The organism is Arthrobacter sp. GAS37 (assembly GCF_044908325.1).
Lineage (GTDB): Bacteria > Actinomycetota > Actinomycetes > Actinomycetales > Micrococcaceae > Arthrobacter > Arthrobacter ramosus.
The window spans coordinates 65,841-82,388 of the sequence record NZ_JBIYDB010000005.1; the positions used below are offsets into that span (position 1 = coordinate 65,841).

A 16,548-nucleotide genomic window follows, 5' to 3' on the forward strand; every position below is an offset into this window, starting at 1 on the left:
GGCTTCCCTATGCATCAGGGGTTTTGGTGGGCCGCTTGGGCGGCTCCTTGCCGTTCTTGAGGGCTGATGTGATCGAGGGCAGGTAGTTGCCCACTTGGGAAAGGATCCCACCCACCATGCTGTTGAGGCCCTCCCCACCGTTGAGGACCGTCAGGTTTCCCACGTGTGCAAAGGGTTCGGCCGCGGCTGCCACGATCGCAGGCATGTTCTCGGCAAGCTGCTGGGAGATAACGGCCTCTTGGTTGGTTCCGAGAGCCTCGGCACGGGCCTTGATGCCGTCCGCTTCCGCCAAGGATTTGGCCTTGATGGCGGAGGCTGCAGCATCACCCCGGGCCTTGGTGGCTGCCGCTTCAGCTTCACCGGTGATCTTCGTAGCTCCCGCAATGGCGGCCGCAGCCGTGGCGTTGGCCTGGGCTTCGACTTCCACCTTGCGGGCATTCGCCTGGGCCTCGAGTTCCGTTCGCCGCGCCCGCGCCTCGGATGCGCTGATGTCGGCAGCCTTTTGGGCTTCCGCCTCGGTCCGCTGCGCGTACGCCTTAGCATCGGCGGGCTTCCGGATGGACGTCTGGAGCTTCTGCTCCTCGCGGTCTGCCTCGAGCTTTGCCACTTCGGTTTCCTGGACCACCACTTGCTGGCGCGCCGTGGCATCAGCCAACGGTCCTGCCTGGGCGGCGTTGGCCCTGGCCGTTTCGGCATTGGCTTGTGCCGCTGATTGCTTGATCGCCGAGATGCTTTGGGCGTCCGCGATCTGGGCAGCTGCCTCGGCCTCCCTCTCCGCGGCCTCACGGTTCCTGGTGGCTTCGGCGATGCGGGCCTCCATTTTGACCTGCGCAATGTGCGGTTTGGCCAGGTTTTGGATGTAACCCGTGGGGTCCTGGAGATCCTTGATCTGCAGGGAATCAACCACTAGGCCAAGCTTTTCCATTTCTATGCCGCTGGCGCTGCGGACCAACGACGCAAGTTTGTCGCGCTCACGGATGATCTCTTCCATGGTCATGCTGCCAATGATCGAGCGCAAATGCCCCTCAAAAACGTTGTAGACCTGGCTTTGCATTTTGGGCTGCTGGCCGAGAAACCTCCTCGCGGCGTTCGCAATGAAAGGCGCAGCGTCACCGATCTTGTAAATAACCACGCCCTCCACGATCACCTGGATACCTTGCGAGGTCACACAGTTGACCTGAAGCTCTGTTTCATTCAGCGTCAGGGACAAAGTCCTCACGGTTTGGAGCCCGGGAACCACCAAGGCACCCTTCCCTGTGACGATTTTGAAATCCATTCCGTCCCTGGTGTCCACACTTCCGCGGGTCAGGCCGGAAATGATCAATGCCTCGTTTGGTTCAGCCACCTTCCACATCAATTTAATGAGCAGCCGAATAACGGCAATGGCGACAACTACCCCCAATACGGTGACAAGAATAGGGAGATAAGCAACGAGGTCGAACATGACTGTCCTTTCAACGGCAAGCACCCAAGCGGCTCGTGTAGTCAGTCTGCGGTGGTCTGCTCCAGGAGTCCAGCAATTTGTTTACTTACAATTGACACAACGGATGCTGCTAGGCGTGCGTTCCCGCCAACGCTTCGGTCCTCGCAGTGCGTTCCGCCGGAACTACCGGGACGCCGTCGCCCTCTTGGCCGTACAGCCAGTCGTTGTACTGGAAGTCGCCGTCCTTGCGGCTCTTGAACAGCAGGTTCCGCAAGATGCGCGCGACGCCGGACACGTGCCACGACTCTCCCCAGATGCGCGCAGTGCGCTGGACGCGGGCCGTTCGTGCTGCGCGGGCTGAGTTGAAATCGCTGATGGCGCGGTCCCAAGCAGCGGCGTCCACGCCGTCGTCGGTGAACACGGAGCCGACGGTGGAGTCTTGGAGGACCGCCGCGTCTTCAAGCGCCTGGCAGGCTCCCTGGGCCAAGTACTGGAGCATGGGGTGCGCGGCATCGCCCATCAGAACCAGGCGGCCGTCGATCCAGTTCTCGATGGGATCGCGATCGTACATGGGCCAGCGGATGCCGGTCGCAAGGTTCCGCAACGCCAACTGGACTGCCGGAATGCAGTCCTTGTAAGCGGCCTCGAGTTCGTCGACGCCGCCGTACTGTTCCTCCCCGCGCTCGAACGAGGGCGACTTGAAGACCGCCACCGTGTTGAGCAGTTCGCCTTTGCGCAGCGGGTATTGCACGAGGTGGCAGTCCGGACCGAGGTAGACGACGACGTCTTCGAGATCGGTCGCCGGGGTCTCAGGCGTGATGGGGACCGTTCCGCGGTAGGCGACGTACGACGACGACACCGGCCCGTCCTGCGCGACGGCGGCGCGGAGCGTGGACTTGAGGCCGTCCGCACCGAGCACGACGTCGGCCTCGTAAACGTCGCCGTTCGCGGTGTGTGCCACTCCGCGGCCGTTCACGGTCCCGACTTTCTCGACGACGACGTCGTTCACCAAGCGGACGCCCGCGTCCTGGCAGGCCTCCAACAGGATCCGGTGCAGGTCGCTGCGGTGGATCACCACGTACGGAGCGCCGTAGCGCTCTTCGAACTCGCCACCGAGGGTCTGCCGCGTGAGTTCCTCACCGGTCAGGGCGTCGCGGAACACCAAGTGCTTGGGCCGGACGCCGATCTCGAGCGCCTTCCCGAGGAGGCCCCAGCGCTTCAGGACGCGGGAGGCGTTGGGAGCCATCTGCAGTCCCGCGCCGACCTCGCCGAATTCGGGGGCCCGCTCAACCAACGTCACCTCGGCGCCGTTTGCGCGGAGGGCCAGGGCGCCGGCAAGGCCAGCCATCCCTCCGCCGACGACGAGGACTTCAGTGGACGGTTTGCGGTTAGACATTGCTAACTCCTACAGAGGTGGTGTTTTTGGATTGGGTATTGGCGGTTTTGATCTTCGCGCCGATGGCGCCGAGCAGGATGGCCGCGACGGCTGCGGCCCCGGCAAATGCCAGGAAGTTCGAGTTGACGCCGAGCCCGGCCGCGAGCAGCAGTCCGCCTACCTGGGGTGCGGCGACCGCTCCAATGCGGCCGACGCCGAGCGCCCAGCCGAGCGCTGTGCCGCGCAAGTGCGCCGGGTAATGGCTGGCGACCGCCGCGATGATGAGGCACTGGGTTCCGTGGGTGCCGACCCCGGCCAGCACCAACATGACGTAGACAAGTCCTACGGGCGGACCCGCTACCAGTACGGCCAGCGCGACGGCGGCGACGGCGGCTGCCGCGATCGCCGTCGGGATGGGACCGAAGCGGGTTCCCGCCCAAGCGGTGGCCACCGAGCCGACGACGGCACCGAGGTTGAGCGCCAGCGCGAACGTTAGGGCTGATCCGAGGTTGTAGCCGGCCAGTTGCATCAAGTTCGGCAGCCAGGTGCCCAGGCCGTACCAGGCAAAGAGCGTCACGAGGGTGGAGATCGCGAACAGGAGACTCATGCCGAGGTAGGGAGCCCGGAGCAGGGACTTGAAGCCCACTGTTTGCTTCGCATTCTTTGAGGCCGGGAGGGTCTGCGGGAGTGTTTCCGGGAGGAAGCGCATGCCCAGCGGAACCACCACGAGCAGGGCCACGGCGGCCACCAGGAACATGACCGGCCAGCCGAAAGCGGGAATCAGCGGAATGCCTGCCAACGCGGCAATCGAGCCGCCGATCGGCACTCCGGACATCATCAGCGTGGCGATCGTGGACCGACATTTGGCGGGGACCAGTTCCGCGACCAAGGCATTTGCCGAGGGAACAAGTCCGCCCAGACCGATGCCGGCCAGCAAGCGCAGGCCCCCGAAGACGAATGCGTTCGGGGAGAACGCACACAGAATGGTGAAGATCGAAAACAGCGCGGCGCAGGCGATGATGGTCCGTCGGCGGCCCCAACTGTCCGACATCCTGCCCGCGAAGATGGCTCCGATCATCATGCCCAGGAACGCCATCGAACCGACCGTGCCGGCCGTGGCTTTCGTGAGTCCCCAGCCTGTGTCGGTGATAAGGGACGACTGCACGGTGCCGTAGACGATGAGGTCATAGCCATCGAAAACCACCAGCAACCAGCAGACCAGCACAGCGGCGGCGGAACGCTTGGAGAACCGGGTGGAGGCCCTGGGGAGGTGGGGAACGCCTTGTTGTTGGGTCCGCTCCGGCGCTGCAGCGGATGGTGTGTGATTCATCCCACCACTGTGTGGCCGACGCTCGCCGGTACCAATAGAATTCTGTCGTGCAGAATCTTCCAGCCCGCAAGAAACCGGCCTACTCCATTGAGGCCGTGGACAATGCCTTGCAACTCCTTCAGCTCTTGCGCGACGGCGGCAGCCTGCGGCTCAAGGACGCCGCCGCGGAGCTGGGTGTTGCTCCGTCCACCGCCCACCGGCTGTTGGCCATGTTGGTCTACCGGGGGTTCGCGGTCCAGGACGAGACCCGCCGCTACGTGCCGGGGCCGGCGATGGGGGTTGGACCGGCAGGACTCAGTTGGAGCCGTTTGCTGCGCACGGTGGCGCAGCCGCACATGGAACTCCTGAGTGGTCGCATCAACGAGACCGTCAATCTCATGGTGCGCGTGGGAACCAAGGTGAGGTTCCTTGCAACGGTGGAAGGGACCAACGCCCTGCGGGTAGGCGACCGGCAGGGAACCGTATTGCCCGCCAACAAGGCCTCGGGCGGCAAGGCACTGTTGGCCGAGCTGGAGCCAGCCATGATTGAGCAGTTGTTCCGCAGCCACAACGCGGAGATCGGCGGGGACAACATTCCCGACGCCGAATACCCGGCTTTCCTCCGCGAGCTGGAGACGATCCGGAAAAACGGATTCGCCGCGAATTTCGAGGGCACCGAGGAAGGGATCAGCGCTTTGGGGGTGGCCCTCCACAACGGGCGGGGCGATGCCGTGGGTGCGCTGAGCGTCGCGACTCCCGTGGCAAGGTTCCGCAGGCTCTTCGACAGTGGACTCGTGGGCATCATGCGGGAAACCCAGCGCCAATTGGAGATCGACATTGCGGCAAATCCGGCCGAGTCCCAGCCGTGACCCACCCAACTGACTCGCAGTTGTTGTCGTTTTGAGCGCCCATAACGACACCTACTGCTAGTCAGTTGGGCCAACGCCGCCAGGGTTCCCTGGCCGAGCTTGCGAGGCGAGGGTGGCGGTGGGGATCAGTTGGGTCAACGGATTCTGGCTAGCAGAATTTTCTGGAGATCACTTGAGGGCTTCCCTAGGGTCTGGAGTACGCCAAAACTGTCCCGTACCCCTTGAGGAGGCCCCTGTGTCTATCAGCGCCGATAGCACCACACACGAATCTGTTGCCGCCGCGCACGCGGTGCAGGAACCGACTCCCGAGGAAGCTGCCCAGCTCGAGCAGTTGTACCGTGACTTCGAGGCCGGGAACCTGATCCCGCTCTGGACCGAGATCGCGGACCTGATGCCGATGGTGCCGTCCCCGAAAGCCGTACCGCATGTGTGGCGCTGGAACGATCTGTATCCGCTGGCTGCCCGCGCCGGGGAGCTCGTGCCCGTGGGCCGTGGCGGAGAACGCCGTGCGATCGCGCTGGCCAACCCGGGCCTGGCCGGCACGCCGTACGCGACGCCGACCTTGTGGGCGGCCATCCAGTATCTGGGCGCGCACGAAACAGCCCCGGAACACCGCCACTCGCAGAACGCCTTCCGGTTCGTCGTCGAAGGTGAAGGCGTCTGGACCGTTGTCAACGGGGACCCGGTGGCGATGCGCCGCGGGGATTTCCTGCTGACGCCGGGCTGGAACTTCCACGGCCACCACAACGACACCGATCAGCCGATGGCGTGGATCGACGGACTGGACATCCCGTTCGTGCACTACGCGGACGCCGGGTTCTTCGAATTCGGCACCGAACGGGTCACGGATGAGGCCACCCCGGACGTTTCGCGCTCCGAGCGCCTCTGGGCCCACCCGGGCCTGCGCCCGCTGTCCGGGCTCGATGACACCACCAACTCACCGATCGCGGCCTACCGCTGGGAGCACACCGACGCCGCCCTGCGCGAACAGTTGCTTCTCGAGGATGAAGGCCACCCCGCCACGGTGTCCCAGGGCCACGCCGCCGTGCGCTACACCAACCCGACCACCGGCGGGGACGTGATGCCGACCATCCGCGCCGAATTCCACCGCCTGCGGGCCGGCGCTTCGACCGAAGCTGTGCGTGAAGTCGGTTCCAGCGTCTGGCAGGTCTTCGATGGCCGCGGCACCGTGGTGCTGAACGGGGAGTCCAAGGTCCTGGAGAAGGGCGACCTGTTCGTGGTCCCGTCCTGGGCCTTGTGGTCCCTCGAGGCCGAGAGCGAGTTCGACCTCTTCCGCTTCAGCGATGCCCCCATTTTCGAACGACTGAATTTCAACCGCACGTACATCGAAGGACGCAACAAATGAGACTCCTCACCCTCCGCACCGCTGCAGGTACCGTGGCCGTCCGCCAGGACGGCGACACCCTGACAGAGATCGACGGCCTCTCCGACGTCGGCGCCCTCCTGCACGAACCCGGCTGGGCGGCCATCGCGGAGGCGGCCAACGGCGCAACGCACGCGTACGACGGCGCCGACCTCGCCGCCGTCGTGCCCTCACCGGGGAAGATCATCTGCGTCGGGCACAACTACCGCAACCACATCAAGGAGATGGGCCGCGAAATCCCCGAGTACCCCACCTTGTTCGCGAAGTACCAGGAATCGCTGATCGGCCCCAACGACGATCTGGCGTTGCCGCAGGAATCGGACACGGTTGACTGGGAGGCCGAGCTCGCCCTCGTGATCGGCAAGAAGGGGCGCCGCATCAGCGAGGCCGACGCGGCCGATCACATCGCGGGCTATTCGGTGCTGAACGACATCAGCATGCGCGACTACCAGTTCCGCACCGTCCAGTGGCTCCAAGGCAAGACCTGGGAGAAGTCCACGCCGTTCGGTCCGGCCCTGGTCACCAAGGACGAGTTCACGGCCGGGCCGCTCATGACCTCCGCGGTGGATGGCGAGATCCAGCAGCAGACCCCCACCGGGGACCTCGTGTTCACCCCGGAATTCCTCGTGTCCTACATCTCGACCATCATCACGCTGAACCCGGGCGACGTCATCGCGACCGGCACGCCCGGCGGTGTGGGCCACGCCCAGAACCCGAAGCGCTACCTCCAGGAAGGCCAGCTCCTGGTCACCACCATCGAGGGTCTGGGGCAGCTGAACAATCGCGTGGTCAAGGAAGCCTGATGGTCGCCCGCCACGACCTCACCACCGATCCGGGCCTGCAGGAACAGCTGCTGCAGGCCCGGCGCGGGACCGCGTTCTTCGCCCGCAAGCTCAATGAACTCTCCGATGCCGAGCTCGACGGCGATTCGCGGCTTGCCGGCTGGAGCCGCCGCCACGTTGTAGCACACATCGGCTACAACGCCCGGGCCATCGCCCGGCTGGTGGAGTGGGCATCGACCGGCGTGGAGACTCCCATGTATCCCTCTGTTGCGGTGCGGGATGAGGAGATTTCCTTCGGTGCGACCCTGTCTCCCATCGCGTTGAGGAACCTCTTTGACCATTCCGCCGTGCACCTGAGCGTGGAATGGCGGGACCTGCCGGAGGACGCCTGGCACCACACGGTCCGGACCATCCAGGGCAGGGAAGTGCCGGCGTCGGAAACGGTCTGGATGCGCACCCGCGAAGTCTGGGTGCATACCGTGGACCTCGACAACGGGGCAACCTTTGCGGACATTCCTGCCCCGGTACTGGAACGGCTGCTGCGCGACATCACGTCCGCTTGGTCCACCCGCGGCACCGACAAGGGCCTCCTCGTCAAGGTCAGCGGCACGGACCTCATGTTCGGCGATCCGAACGCCGCCGTGGTGGTCGCCGGGCCTCTCGCCGGCGTCGTGCAATGGGCTACCGGGCGCGGGACCGGCGGGGTCGCCGGGGGTGCTGGGCCGGTGCCGGCGGCACCCAAGTGGATCTGACGGCGTCGGGCACAAAGAAGGTTGGCACAGCCCCCGGCTTCTTCACCGCAGGAACTGCACCAACCGCTTGTATGACTATTCAGATTTAGCTGTAGACCCTACCATTGGCGGCTCCTGTAATCCCGGGCTAACCTAATCCGGGCTTTGAATGGGCTATTTTGCGTCGTCAGCCAGATGCCGTGAAAACATCCAGCCTGCGGCGACCATCAGGATGCCCACGACGATGAACGTCCAGTTGTCGAGCGTGTTCAGCGACAGGAAGTTGGCCGCCGAATCAACCCCGACACTCAGTCCGTACACACTGAGCACGATGTACAGGGCACCGAAGCTCATCAGGATATTGCGTGCGCTATGGCCGCCCGAGCGGGACATCGCCCAGCCGGTTCCGCCGATGAGCAGCTGCACAATGTTGAGCAGCAGCGACACTTGGAACACACCCAGGAGCATTGCGTGCGAATTTGGCCCGAAGAACTGCAATTCCCCGTACCGCATGGTGATGCCCGGAATGAATCCGAGAAGGCCCACCAGCGCCATCAGAATACCTACACCCATGCCGATGTTCTGGATGTCCGTGCGTCCAAAGTGAACACCATGTGCATGTGGGGTTGCGGTAGTCATTATGCCCTCCATCCACCTCTTGCGAACAATCCAATTTTACGTCTGGCATATGCAAAAAGCGCTGGGACGGCGGCGCTCGGCGTCCCGGCGCGAGCGCCGGCGCCCCGGTGTGCCCCCGGCGCTCGCTCACACATGGGGCATTTTTCCCCGACGCTCGCGCACATATGGGGCATTTTTCCCCGACGCTCGCTCACTTAAACGACGGCGGCGCGGCCGATGTGCAGGAGCGTTTGGCGTTCGCGCCCCAAAGGTGAGCGAGCGTTGGCCGGGAGGGGGTTATAGGTGAGCGGGCGTTGGAGGATTGGCGGGCCGCGCGGGCGCCTGCCGGGGGAGCGGGGCACGCCGTGGCACGATAGAACACGATGAAACTGCGCGCTGATCAGACCGGTAACCATGGCCTGCCCATGCCTTTGTGGCTGCAGGGCGCCCTTGAGTCGGCCCAGGCTGCCATCATCTCGGCGCTCGTGGTGGTCCTGCCGCTGATCGGCGTCTGGGCAACCGACGGATTCCAGAACCACACCATCGATTTCCTGGCACGCTTGGCTGGCCAAACCTGGCTCCTCGTCCACGGCGTGCCGCTGCAGCTTGCCACCGTCAACCTGGGAACCGCAGGTCTACCGGGTTCCGGGATGCTGTCCCTCATCCCGCTCGGGCTGACTCTGGTCCCCTTCCTCCTGGCGTGGCGCGCGGGCCGCCGACTGGCCAGGGCTTCCTACACGGACCAGCTGTGGCAGGCCTTCTTCGGAGCGTTGCTTGTCTACGGGGCGTTCGGCGCGGCGACCGGATTCGTCTGCCGCACACAAGACGTCGTGATCAACATCTGGTTCGCTGCATTACTTCCGCTTATCCCGTTCGGCCTCGGCATGGTGGTGGGCGCCCGGCGTGAGTCCGGCTCCTGGAGCAGGCTCATTGGCGTCGATGCCGTCGATTGGCTCGCACGCACCAGCCAACATTCCCGTTGGGCCGGTTCCTACTTCGGCTCCGCCATCAAGGCCGGATTCGTGGCGATCATGGCGGCCATGACACTCTCAGCGACGCTGCTCGCCGTCGACCTTGTCATGCACTGGACGGACATCATCGCCGTCTACGAAGGCCTGAAAGCCGGTGCCCTCGGCGGTGGCGTCCTGACCATCGCCCAGCTCGGCTACCTCCCCAATCTGGCGGTTTTCACTTTGGCTTGGTCCTCTGGCGCCGGGTTCTCCCTCGGTGTCGGCTCACACGTCGGACCGCTGGGCACCGCCGTCGGGCCGCTTCCTGCGATTCCTGTCTTCGGCGCGCTGCCCACTGGGCAACTCGACTTCGGTGCCGCGGCCCTTGCCCTTCCGGTGATCGCCGGTCTGTTGGCGGGCTGGTGGTTCCTGCGTGCGGGGGAGAACCACTTCGACGAATGGCTCTCCATCAAGATCAAGGCGCGCTGGTTCACCGCTCCTGTTTCCACGCTGATCCTCGGCGCCCTCATCGGGGCCGTGGCCGGGGCTTTGGCGGGAGGCCTCGCCTGGCTGGCACGCGGTTCCGCCGGAATCGGGCGCCTCACCGAGATCGGCCCGGACCCGCGGTGGACGGCAGTCTGGATCGCCGCGGAGGTGGGGATCGGCGTCGTGATCGGTTATTGCGTGGGGCCCTGGCTCGAGAGGCGGCAGAAGCTCCGCGAAGCGGATCTCGACGATTCCGTCTACGACGGCGACCGCGGCTAAGGTGCCCGCCTCACCTGGCTTGCGCCCCGGCTAGCGCAATCCGCTGGGAATGGACTTCTGGAAATCCACCTGGCACGAGTTTTGGGCGTGAAGCGTCAACGCGGCTCGTGCGCAGTTCTCCAAGGTGGTGATCTGTTGGAAGAAGACGACGGCGGTGATCACCAGCAGGCACATGATGGCCGTGACCACGAGCCCGGAAATGGTGCCAAACAGAACGATGCGCGGCTGCTTGAACCGGATGGTCCGCACGAGGACAACCACTCCAAGCACCCCCGCGATGACGGTGAGGATGCCGCTGAGCCAGACGTAGCTGATGTTCAGGATGTAGACGAAGATGGCGCCAAGCACGGTCAGCAGGAATGTCCTGAACAGCGTTTGGGTAACGGCAAGCGCTGATTTGGCAGCCTCGCTCTGTGGCTGATGCTGCGGGGTGGGTCCAACGCCGGAATTCATGTTTTCCAGCCTACGCGAGCCAGCCATAAGCTAGTGCAATGCGCATTGTTGTCCTCGTCTCCGGAACCGGTTCCAACCTCCAAGCAGTAATCGACGCCGTGAAGGCGGGCGAGCTGGACGTTGAGATCGTAGCCGTGGGAGCCGACCGGCCGGGTACCTACGGCGTGGAACGCTCCGCCGAGGCTGGACTGGACACCTTCGTGGTGGACTTCAAGGACTACGCAGACCGGGCCGATTGGAACGCCGCGCTGACCAAAGCCGTTGCCTCGTACGATCCGGACGTGGTGGTTTCCTCCGGGTTCATGCGGATTGTCAGCCCGGAATTCATCGATGCCTTCGGCGGCAAGTACCTCAACACGCACCCCGCATTGCTGCCCGCTTTCCCGGGTGCCCACGGAGTCCGCGATGCCATGGCCTATGGCGTGAAAGTGACTGGCTGCACCGTCCACTGGGCCGACGCCGGCGTGGACACCGGGCCCATCATCGCCCAGGAAGCCGTCGAAATCGCCCCTGACGACACCGAAGACACCCTGCACGAACGCATCAAGGTGGTGGAGCGCAGGCTCCTGGTCCGGACCCTCGCAGAGCTCGCGGCGGGAAAACACGCCTGAGTCCTCCTTCCGGCCCAACTGACTCGCATTAGGTGTCGTATTCAGGCCTGAAAACGACGTCTAATGCGAGCTAGTTGGGCACCCCTGAGGGACATGCCCACTTTTGACCGCCAAGGATGGACATGTGCAGCGCACCCCAAGGGACATGCCCACTGTTGGCCGCCAAGGATGGACATATTAGCGTTATGTCCACTCGTAGCCTCGGACAGGGGGCATGCTCAGTCGAGGTCGAGCTGCTTGGTCTCCGGCGCAAACAACCCCATCCACAGCACGGACAGCACAATGAGCCCGCCAGCCAAGGCGAAGGACGTGGCCAATCCAAACTCGGGCCAGAAATACGAGGCGAACACGAGCGGCCCGATCCCGGCACCAACCCGTGAGAACGTGGACGCCCAGCCGAAGCCGGAACCCCGGAGCTCGGTGGGGTAGAGCTCTGACACGTAGGTGTAAAGCACGGGGACGGCCACCTGGATAACGAAGCCGAACGCCAGGAGCCAGAACACCGCCGCGTCAGGAATGTCCACCACCAATGACACGATCACCAGGGTCAACGCGGACAGTGGCCCGGTGATGGCCAGGATCCACTTGCGGCCCACCCGCTCCGCCAGCACTGCCGCGACCGCCACGCCCAGGAGCCCGACGCCGGCCATCCCGGCTGTCGTCACGAAGGCCTTGTACTCCTCGAATCCTGCGCCAATCAGAATCTGCGGCATCCACGTCAAGCTCAAGTAGTAGACCAGAAGGATGCTGAAAAACAGGGCCCATGCCGCCGTCGTGATCTTCCAGTTGAACTGCCAGACGCGTCGCAGCTGCCGCCACGCGCTGCCAGCGGAGAGGCGCGGCGCGTCTTGCGGCACGGGAAGACTGTAGGCGCGCGGCTCGGCTCCTGTGGCCAGGACGAGACTGTCGATGACGTCGGCGGCCTCTTGGCGCCGGCCCTTGCGGATGAGGAAGAGCGGGGATTCGGGCACGCTCCGCCTGACCCAGAACACCAGCAGGGCAGGCAACACCATGACGAGCATGGTCAGGCGCCAATCGGCAAAGGCCGCAACAAGTCCTGCTGAAATGAAGCCGCACAGGGCTGCGCCCACGGGCCACCAACCATCCATGGCGGTAAGCACCTTGCCGCGTTGCTTCCTTGGCGTGAATTCACCTACCAGGGCGTAGTCCACCGGAATACAGCCGCCCAGCCCGAAGCCGGCCATGAACCGGAAGATGCAAAACCAGACCAAGTCCGGGGCGAAAGCACCTAGCACCGTGAAGATCGAGAAGATCAGCAGAGTGGCGGTGAATGCCCGCTTCCGGCCGATCGTGTCCGCGATGGTGCCCCAGGCGAAGGCGCCCAAGGCCATGCCGATCAGGTTGGCAGTGCCGATCCATCCGGCGTCGGCGGGCTGGAGGGACCAATGCTTGGAAAGCAGCGGAACGAGGATGCCGTTGAGGGTGACGTCCCAGGCATCGAACATGAAGCCGAGGCCACCGATCAGGAAGATCCGGCCCTGGACCTTCCACCGCCAAGGCAGCTCCTGGACAACCTGCTCGCCGCTCGGGACGGTTGTGTAAGTATTCATTTCCCCTCCTGGGGAAAACTCTATCCGTGCTTCTCAATCGCCTTTCGCAGGAAGCCGCCGGCCTCATCCAAAGCAGTCTTCGCCTGCGCGGGATCGATGCCCGTCAGCACCACCATGATGGCCGCCTTGACCGATCCACCCACGGAATCCAGAGCGCGAATCGCCGTCTCCGCGTCCACTCCCGTGGCGTGTTGGATAGTCCGCTGGGACCTCGCAAGGAGTTTGTTGTTGGTGGCTCGCAGATCGACCATCAGGTTTCCATAGGTCTTCCCGAGCTTGACCATGGCGAGCGTGCTGATCATGTTGAGGACGAGCTTTTGCGCCGTGCCGGCCTTGAGCCGCGTGGAACCGGCAACGAATTCCGGACCGACCACTACGTCGATCGCCACGTCCGCCAGTTTGCTGATGGGTGAGTCGTGGTTGCAGGCGAGCGAGGCGGTGAAAGCCCCGCGGCTGCGGGCCTCCTCAAGGGCGCCGATCACGTACGGCGTGCGTCCCGAAGCCGAGATTCCGACGACGGCGTCCGCCTCGGTCACGCTGATGTCGTGCAGGTCCCGGGCTCCGGCCGTGGCATTGTCCTCGGCGTACTCCACCGGTTTCTGGATGGCCTGGGTGCCGCCCGCGATAATCCCGACGACGAGGCTCGGGGGAGTGCCGAAGGTTGGCGGGCATTCGCTCGCGTCCAAAACTCCGAGCCGTCCGGCAGTTCCGGCGCCGACGTAGAGCAGCCGGCCGCCGCGGGTGAGGCGTTCCGCAACGGCGTCGACCACTGCGGCGATCTGCTCGCTCGCTAGTTCGACGGCGGCCGGGACGCCGCGGTTCTGCTCGTTCATGGCGGCGACGAGCTCGGCCGTGCCCATGGTGTCCAACTCACTGAGTGCGGGTGATGCCGCTTCTGTTTGCAGGCCCGCGAGCTCGGAGCGGAGTTCCTTGAGCCGGTCTCCGTCAGGGGAACCGGGGGAGTCAGGGGAAGCTGCTGCGTCAGGCTGTTCCGTCACGGTGAATGTACCTTTCCTGGAGGAGCCCGCGGCGGTTCGCTGCGAGGGCGGCCCCGTCCATGCCATCGCCGAGTGCCGCAACCACCTCAATCCCAGCCGAAGCGAGGGCGTTGTGCAAGAGCCCATCGAAGAACTCCGATTTCACTACGCCGCCAAGGAGCGCCACTTGCTTCGTGTCGCCGGAGGCAAGGTTCACGGTGGTCACGAGGAGCGTGCACGCGTCGTCCACAATGCCGCGTGCGACGGCGTCTCCCGCCTCCGCTTCTTTCAGCACCACGGGGGCGAAACGCGCCATCGTCCGGGCCGGGTTGTCGGATTCGGCGAGCCACGCCGGAAGCTGCGCGGGTGAGTCAAGCAGCGCGGTAGCCGCGCCGAGCAACGAAGTGGCCGGTCCGCCGTCGTGGGCTTGAAGTGCGGCCTGAAGACCCTGCTGGCCGATCCAGCGGCCGCTTCCGCGATCGCCCAACAGCGGTCCCCAACCGTCGGCACGGTGGAGGGTGCCGGCGTCGTCGAAGCGGAAGGCAACGGCGCCCGTGCCCACAATCAGCACTGTTCCGGGCGCGCCGTCCAGGGCGCCGAGCTGGGCCGCGGTGGCGTCCGAGAGAACCGCGGCCGGGACCTTGAAGCGTTCGGAAAGCAGGGCGGCAAGTTCGTGGGAGTTCGCCGCGGAGGCCTCAACCCCGGCCACGGCGGCGCCGATTCCCCGCAACGAGGCCGGAAGCCCTCGCGGCAGCATGGCTGCAGTGTCCGCGAGCAGCTCGAAGGCGAGCCGGGCGCCGTTGTCCATGCCCAGGCCGGGGAAGCCCTTCTGGTCCGCCGAGCCCAACACCTCATCGCCCTGCCTGAGTTCAACCCTGCATCGGCTCTTGCCGACGTCGGCTACCAAAATCGCATCCGCGGAATCCATGGCCCAACCATATGTTGCGGGCGCCGCCGCGTCTCGAAAAACGAACAAGAGCCACAACGCGATAAACTCGTCCGTATCCCCAGCAACCGCGGAATCCCGCGATATAAGACGGAGACTTTTGTGAGCTTCACGCAGCTTGACCGTGTTCCCATCCGCCGTGCACTGATCTCGGTTTACGACAAGACGGGGCTGGAGGAGCTCGCGAAGGGCCTGCACGCAGCAGGAGTCGCCATCGTCTCCACCGGTTCCACCGCGAAGAGGATTGCCGCAGCCGGTATTCCGGTCAAGGAAGTCGAAGAAGTCACCGGTTCCCCGGAGATGCTCGATGGTCGGGTCAAGACCCTGCACCCGCGCGTTCACGGCGGCATCCTGGCCGACCGCCGCGTTCCTGCCCACATGGAAACGCTGGCCGAGATGGAGATCGAACCCTTCGACCTCGTAGTGGTCAACCTCTACCCGTTCGTGGAGACCGTCCGCTCCGGCGCTGAACAGGACGACGTCGTCGAGCAGATCGACATCGGAGGCCCCGCGATGGTGCGTTCGGCCGCGAAGAACCATGCCGCCGTCGCGATCGTTGTTGACCCGAACTTCTACGGCGCCGTGGTGGAAGCCGCCGCTGCTGGTGGCTTCGACCTGAAGACGCGCCGTCGCCTGGCCGCCAAGGCTTTCGCCCACACCGCAACGTACGACACCGCCGTTGCCACCTGGACCGCCAGCCAGTTCCTCGATGAAGACGGCGACGGCATTATCGACTGGCCCGCTTATGCCGGCCTCGCCCTCGAGCGCTCCGAGGTGCTGCGCTACGGCGAAAACCCGCACCAGCAGGCCGCCCTTTATGTGGACAAGGCTGCGCCCGCCGGCATTGCCCAGGCAGACCAGTTGCACGGCAAGGCCATGAGCTACAACAACTTCGTCGACGCCGACGCCGCCCTCCGCGCCGCGTTCGACTTCTCCGAGCCTGCGGTCGCCATCATCAAACACGCCAACCCCTGCGGCGTTGCCGTTGGTTCCGCCGATGCCGCCGACCCCATCGCCGACGCCCACGCCAAGGCCCACGCTTGCGATCCGGTGTCCGCTTTCGGCGGCGTCATCGCGGCCAACAGCATTGTCACGGCGGGTATGGCTAGAACCGTGGCCGGGATCTTCACCGAGGTTGTCATCGCCCCGGGCTTCGAGCCGGAAGCCGTTGAAATCCTGTCCAAGAAGAAGAACATCCGCCTCCTGGCGCTCCCGGACGGCTACGGCCGCTACCCGACGGAGATCCGCCAGGTCTCGGGCGGCGTCCTCGTACAGCAAGCCGACAAGGTGGACGCCGGCGGCGACAACCCCGCCAACTGGACCCTCGCCGCCGGCGAAGCCGCCGACGATGCCACGCTGGCTGACCTCGCGTTCGCCTGGACCGCTTGCCGCGCCGCCAAGTCCAACGCGATCCTTCTCGCCAACAACGGCGCCGCAGTCGGCATCGGCATGGGCCAGGTCAACCGCCTGGACTCCTGCAAACTGGCCGTTGAGCGCGCCAACACCTTGGGCGTTCAGGTGGAGTCCGACGTCGAAGGTGCCGGCGGTGCGTCCAATTCGAACGCGAGCGGCGCTCCCGAGCGTGCCCGCGGTGCCGTGGCTGCTTCCGACGCGTTCTTCCCGTTCGCCGATGGCCTGCAGATCCTGATCGACGCCGGTGTCCGCGCCGTCGTCCAGCCTGGCGGTTCAGTGCGCGACGAGGAAGTCATTGCCGCGGCCAACGCCGCCGGCATCTCGATGTACTTCACGGGAGCAAGGCACTTCTTCCACTAAGTCCGGGCTTC

At 65.0% G+C, this 16,548-nt stretch carries 15 protein-coding genes; 7 read left to right on the forward strand and 8 right to left on the reverse strand.

Translation table 11 applies throughout. The features are described 5' to 3' along the window. Positions 1 to 7: 7 nt before the first annotated feature. From ABH924_RS06530 to ABH924_RS06540, 3 genes are all read right to left on the reverse strand, one after another. Positions 8 to 1,444, reverse strand: coding sequence for a flotillin family protein (locus ABH924_RS06530; RefSeq protein ID WP_404497742.1), 1,437 nt, complete (start codon positions 1,442 to 1,444; stop codon positions 8 to 10). A 109-nt stretch (positions 1,445 to 1,553) separates the two neighbouring features. Next, a complete protein-coding gene (locus ABH924_RS06535) occupies positions 1,554 to 2,819 on the reverse strand; it encodes an FAD-dependent oxidoreductase (RefSeq protein ID WP_404497743.1) in 1,266 nt (421 codons plus the stop codon). Continuing rightward, positions 2,812 to 4,128 carry an MFS transporter gene (locus ABH924_RS06540; protein ID WP_404497744.1) on the reverse strand — a complete coding sequence of 439 codons (1,317 nt, stop codon included), beginning with the start codon at positions 4,126 to 4,128 and terminating at the stop codon, positions 2,812 to 2,814. Before ABH924_RS06540 ends, ABH924_RS06535 begins: the two co-directional genes overlap by 8 nt. Before the next feature lie 47 nt (positions 4,129 to 4,175). Between ABH924_RS06540 and ABH924_RS06545 the strand changes: the two genes are divergently transcribed. From ABH924_RS06545 to ABH924_RS06560, 4 genes are all read left to right on the forward strand, one after another. Further along, a complete protein-coding gene (locus tag ABH924_RS06545) occupies positions 4,176 to 4,976 on the forward strand; it encodes an IclR family transcriptional regulator (protein WP_404497745.1) in 801 nt (266 codons plus the stop codon). A 235-nt stretch (positions 4,977 to 5,211) separates the two neighbouring features. Next, positions 5,212 to 6,342 (forward strand): cupin domain-containing protein, encoded by a 1,131-nt coding sequence (locus ABH924_RS06550; protein WP_404497746.1) that lies wholly within the window; start codon positions 5,212 to 5,214, stop codon positions 6,340 to 6,342. After that, positions 6,339 to 7,163 (forward strand): fumarylacetoacetate hydrolase family protein, encoded by an 825-nt coding sequence (locus ABH924_RS06555; RefSeq protein WP_404497747.1) that lies wholly within the window; start codon positions 6,339 to 6,341, stop codon positions 7,161 to 7,163. Before ABH924_RS06550 ends, ABH924_RS06555 begins: the two co-directional genes overlap by 4 nt. After that, positions 7,163 to 7,894, forward strand: coding sequence for a maleylpyruvate isomerase family mycothiol-dependent enzyme (locus tag ABH924_RS06560; RefSeq protein ID WP_234751186.1), 732 nt, complete (start codon positions 7,163 to 7,165; stop codon positions 7,892 to 7,894). The genes ABH924_RS06555 and ABH924_RS06560 overlap by 1 nt, the downstream gene beginning before the upstream one ends. A gap of 153 nt (positions 7,895 to 8,047) precedes the next feature. Here the strand turns inward: ABH924_RS06560 and ABH924_RS06565 are convergent, their stop codons facing one another. Next, positions 8,048 to 8,512 (reverse strand): DUF4383 domain-containing protein, encoded by a 465-nt coding sequence (locus tag ABH924_RS06565; protein WP_234751187.1) that lies wholly within the window; start codon positions 8,510 to 8,512, stop codon positions 8,048 to 8,050. A gap of 362 nt (positions 8,513 to 8,874) precedes the next feature. On the opposite strand from ABH924_RS06565, the gene ABH924_RS06570 reads away from it, so the two are divergent. Beyond that, on the forward strand, positions 8,875 to 10,206 hold the full coding sequence (locus ABH924_RS06570; protein WP_404497748.1) for a DUF6350 family protein: 1,332 nt from the start codon (positions 8,875 to 8,877) through the stop codon (positions 10,204 to 10,206). Positions 10,207 to 10,236: 30 nt separating this feature from the next. Here the strand turns inward: ABH924_RS06570 and ABH924_RS06575 are convergent, their stop codons facing one another. Then, positions 10,237 to 10,659: a hypothetical protein gene (locus ABH924_RS06575; RefSeq protein WP_404497749.1), complete on the reverse strand. Its 423-nt coding sequence runs from the start codon at positions 10,657 to 10,659 to the stop codon at positions 10,237 to 10,239. 38 nt (positions 10,660 to 10,697) lie between these two features. Here ABH924_RS06575 and purN point away from each other — a divergent pair, with 38 nt between their 5' ends. After that, entirely contained in the window at positions 10,698 to 11,270 is a 573-nt protein-coding gene (purN, locus tag ABH924_RS06580; protein WP_404497750.1) for a phosphoribosylglycinamide formyltransferase, read from the forward strand. A 218-nt stretch (positions 11,271 to 11,488) separates the two neighbouring features. On the opposite strand, the gene ABH924_RS06585 is transcribed toward purN, so the two are convergent. Genes ABH924_RS06585 through ABH924_RS06595 form a run of 3 tightly spaced genes read right to left on the reverse strand, consistent with a single transcriptional unit; the run spans position 11,489 to position 14,746 of the window. Then, a complete protein-coding gene (locus ABH924_RS06585) occupies positions 11,489 to 12,841 on the reverse strand; it encodes an MFS transporter (RefSeq protein WP_404497751.1) in 1,353 nt (450 codons plus the stop codon). Positions 12,842 to 12,861: 20 nt separating this feature from the next. Continuing rightward, positions 12,862 to 13,839 (reverse strand): N-acetylmuramic acid 6-phosphate etherase, encoded by a 978-nt coding sequence (gene murQ, locus ABH924_RS06590; RefSeq protein ID WP_404497752.1) that lies wholly within the window; start codon positions 13,837 to 13,839, stop codon positions 12,862 to 12,864. Then, a complete protein-coding gene (locus ABH924_RS06595; protein ID WP_404497753.1) occupies positions 13,823 to 14,746 on the reverse strand; it encodes an N-acetylglucosamine kinase in 924 nt (307 codons plus the stop codon). The genes murQ and ABH924_RS06595 overlap by 17 nt, the downstream gene beginning before the upstream one ends. Before the next feature lie 120 nt (positions 14,747 to 14,866). On the opposite strand from ABH924_RS06595, the gene purH reads away from it, so the two are divergent. After that, entirely contained in the window at positions 14,867 to 16,537 is a 1,671-nt protein-coding gene (gene purH, locus ABH924_RS06600; protein WP_404497754.1) for a bifunctional phosphoribosylaminoimidazolecarboxamide formyltransferase/IMP cyclohydrolase, read from the forward strand. Positions 16,538 to 16,548: the final 11 nt, after the last annotated feature.

What these genes read in the sequence shown, in the direction of transcription:
- ABH924_RS06530 (WP_404497742.1), bottom strand. Translation starts at nt 1,444, where the DNA reads ATGTTCGACCTCGTTGCTTATCTCCCTATTCTTGTCACCGTATTGGGG.
- ABH924_RS06535 (WP_404497743.1), bottom strand. Translation starts at nt 2,819, where the DNA reads ATGTCTAACCGCAAACCGTCCACTGAAGTCCTCGTCGTCGGCGGAGGG.
- ABH924_RS06540 (WP_404497744.1), bottom strand. Translation starts at nt 4,128, where the DNA reads ATGAATCACACACCATCCGCTGCAGCGCCGGAGCGGACCCAACAACAA.
- ABH924_RS06555 (WP_404497747.1), top strand. Translation starts at nt 6,339, where the DNA reads ATGAGACTCCTCACCCTCCGCACCGCTGCAGGTACCGTGGCCGTCCGC.
- ABH924_RS06560 (WP_234751186.1), top strand. Translation starts at nt 7,163, where the DNA reads ATGGTCGCCCGCCACGACCTCACCACCGATCCGGGCCTGCAGGAACAG.
- ABH924_RS06565 (WP_234751187.1), bottom strand. Translation starts at nt 8,512, where the DNA reads ATGACTACCGCAACCCCACATGCACATGGTGTTCACTTTGGACGCACG.
- ABH924_RS06570 (WP_404497748.1), top strand. Translation starts at nt 8,875, where the DNA reads ATGAAACTGCGCGCTGATCAGACCGGTAACCATGGCCTGCCCATGCCT.
- ABH924_RS06575 (WP_404497749.1), bottom strand. Translation starts at nt 10,659, where the DNA reads ATGAATTCCGGCGTTGGACCCACCCCGCAGCATCAGCCACAGAGCGAG.
- purN (WP_404497750.1), top strand. Translation starts at nt 10,698, where the DNA reads ATGCGCATTGTTGTCCTCGTCTCCGGAACCGGTTCCAACCTCCAAGCA.
- ABH924_RS06585 (WP_404497751.1), bottom strand. Translation starts at nt 12,841, where the DNA reads ATGAATACTTACACAACCGTCCCGAGCGGCGAGCAGGTTGTCCAGGAG.
- ABH924_RS06595 (WP_404497753.1), bottom strand. Translation starts at nt 14,746, where the DNA reads ATGGATTCCGCGGATGCGATTTTGGTAGCCGACGTCGGCAAGAGCCGA.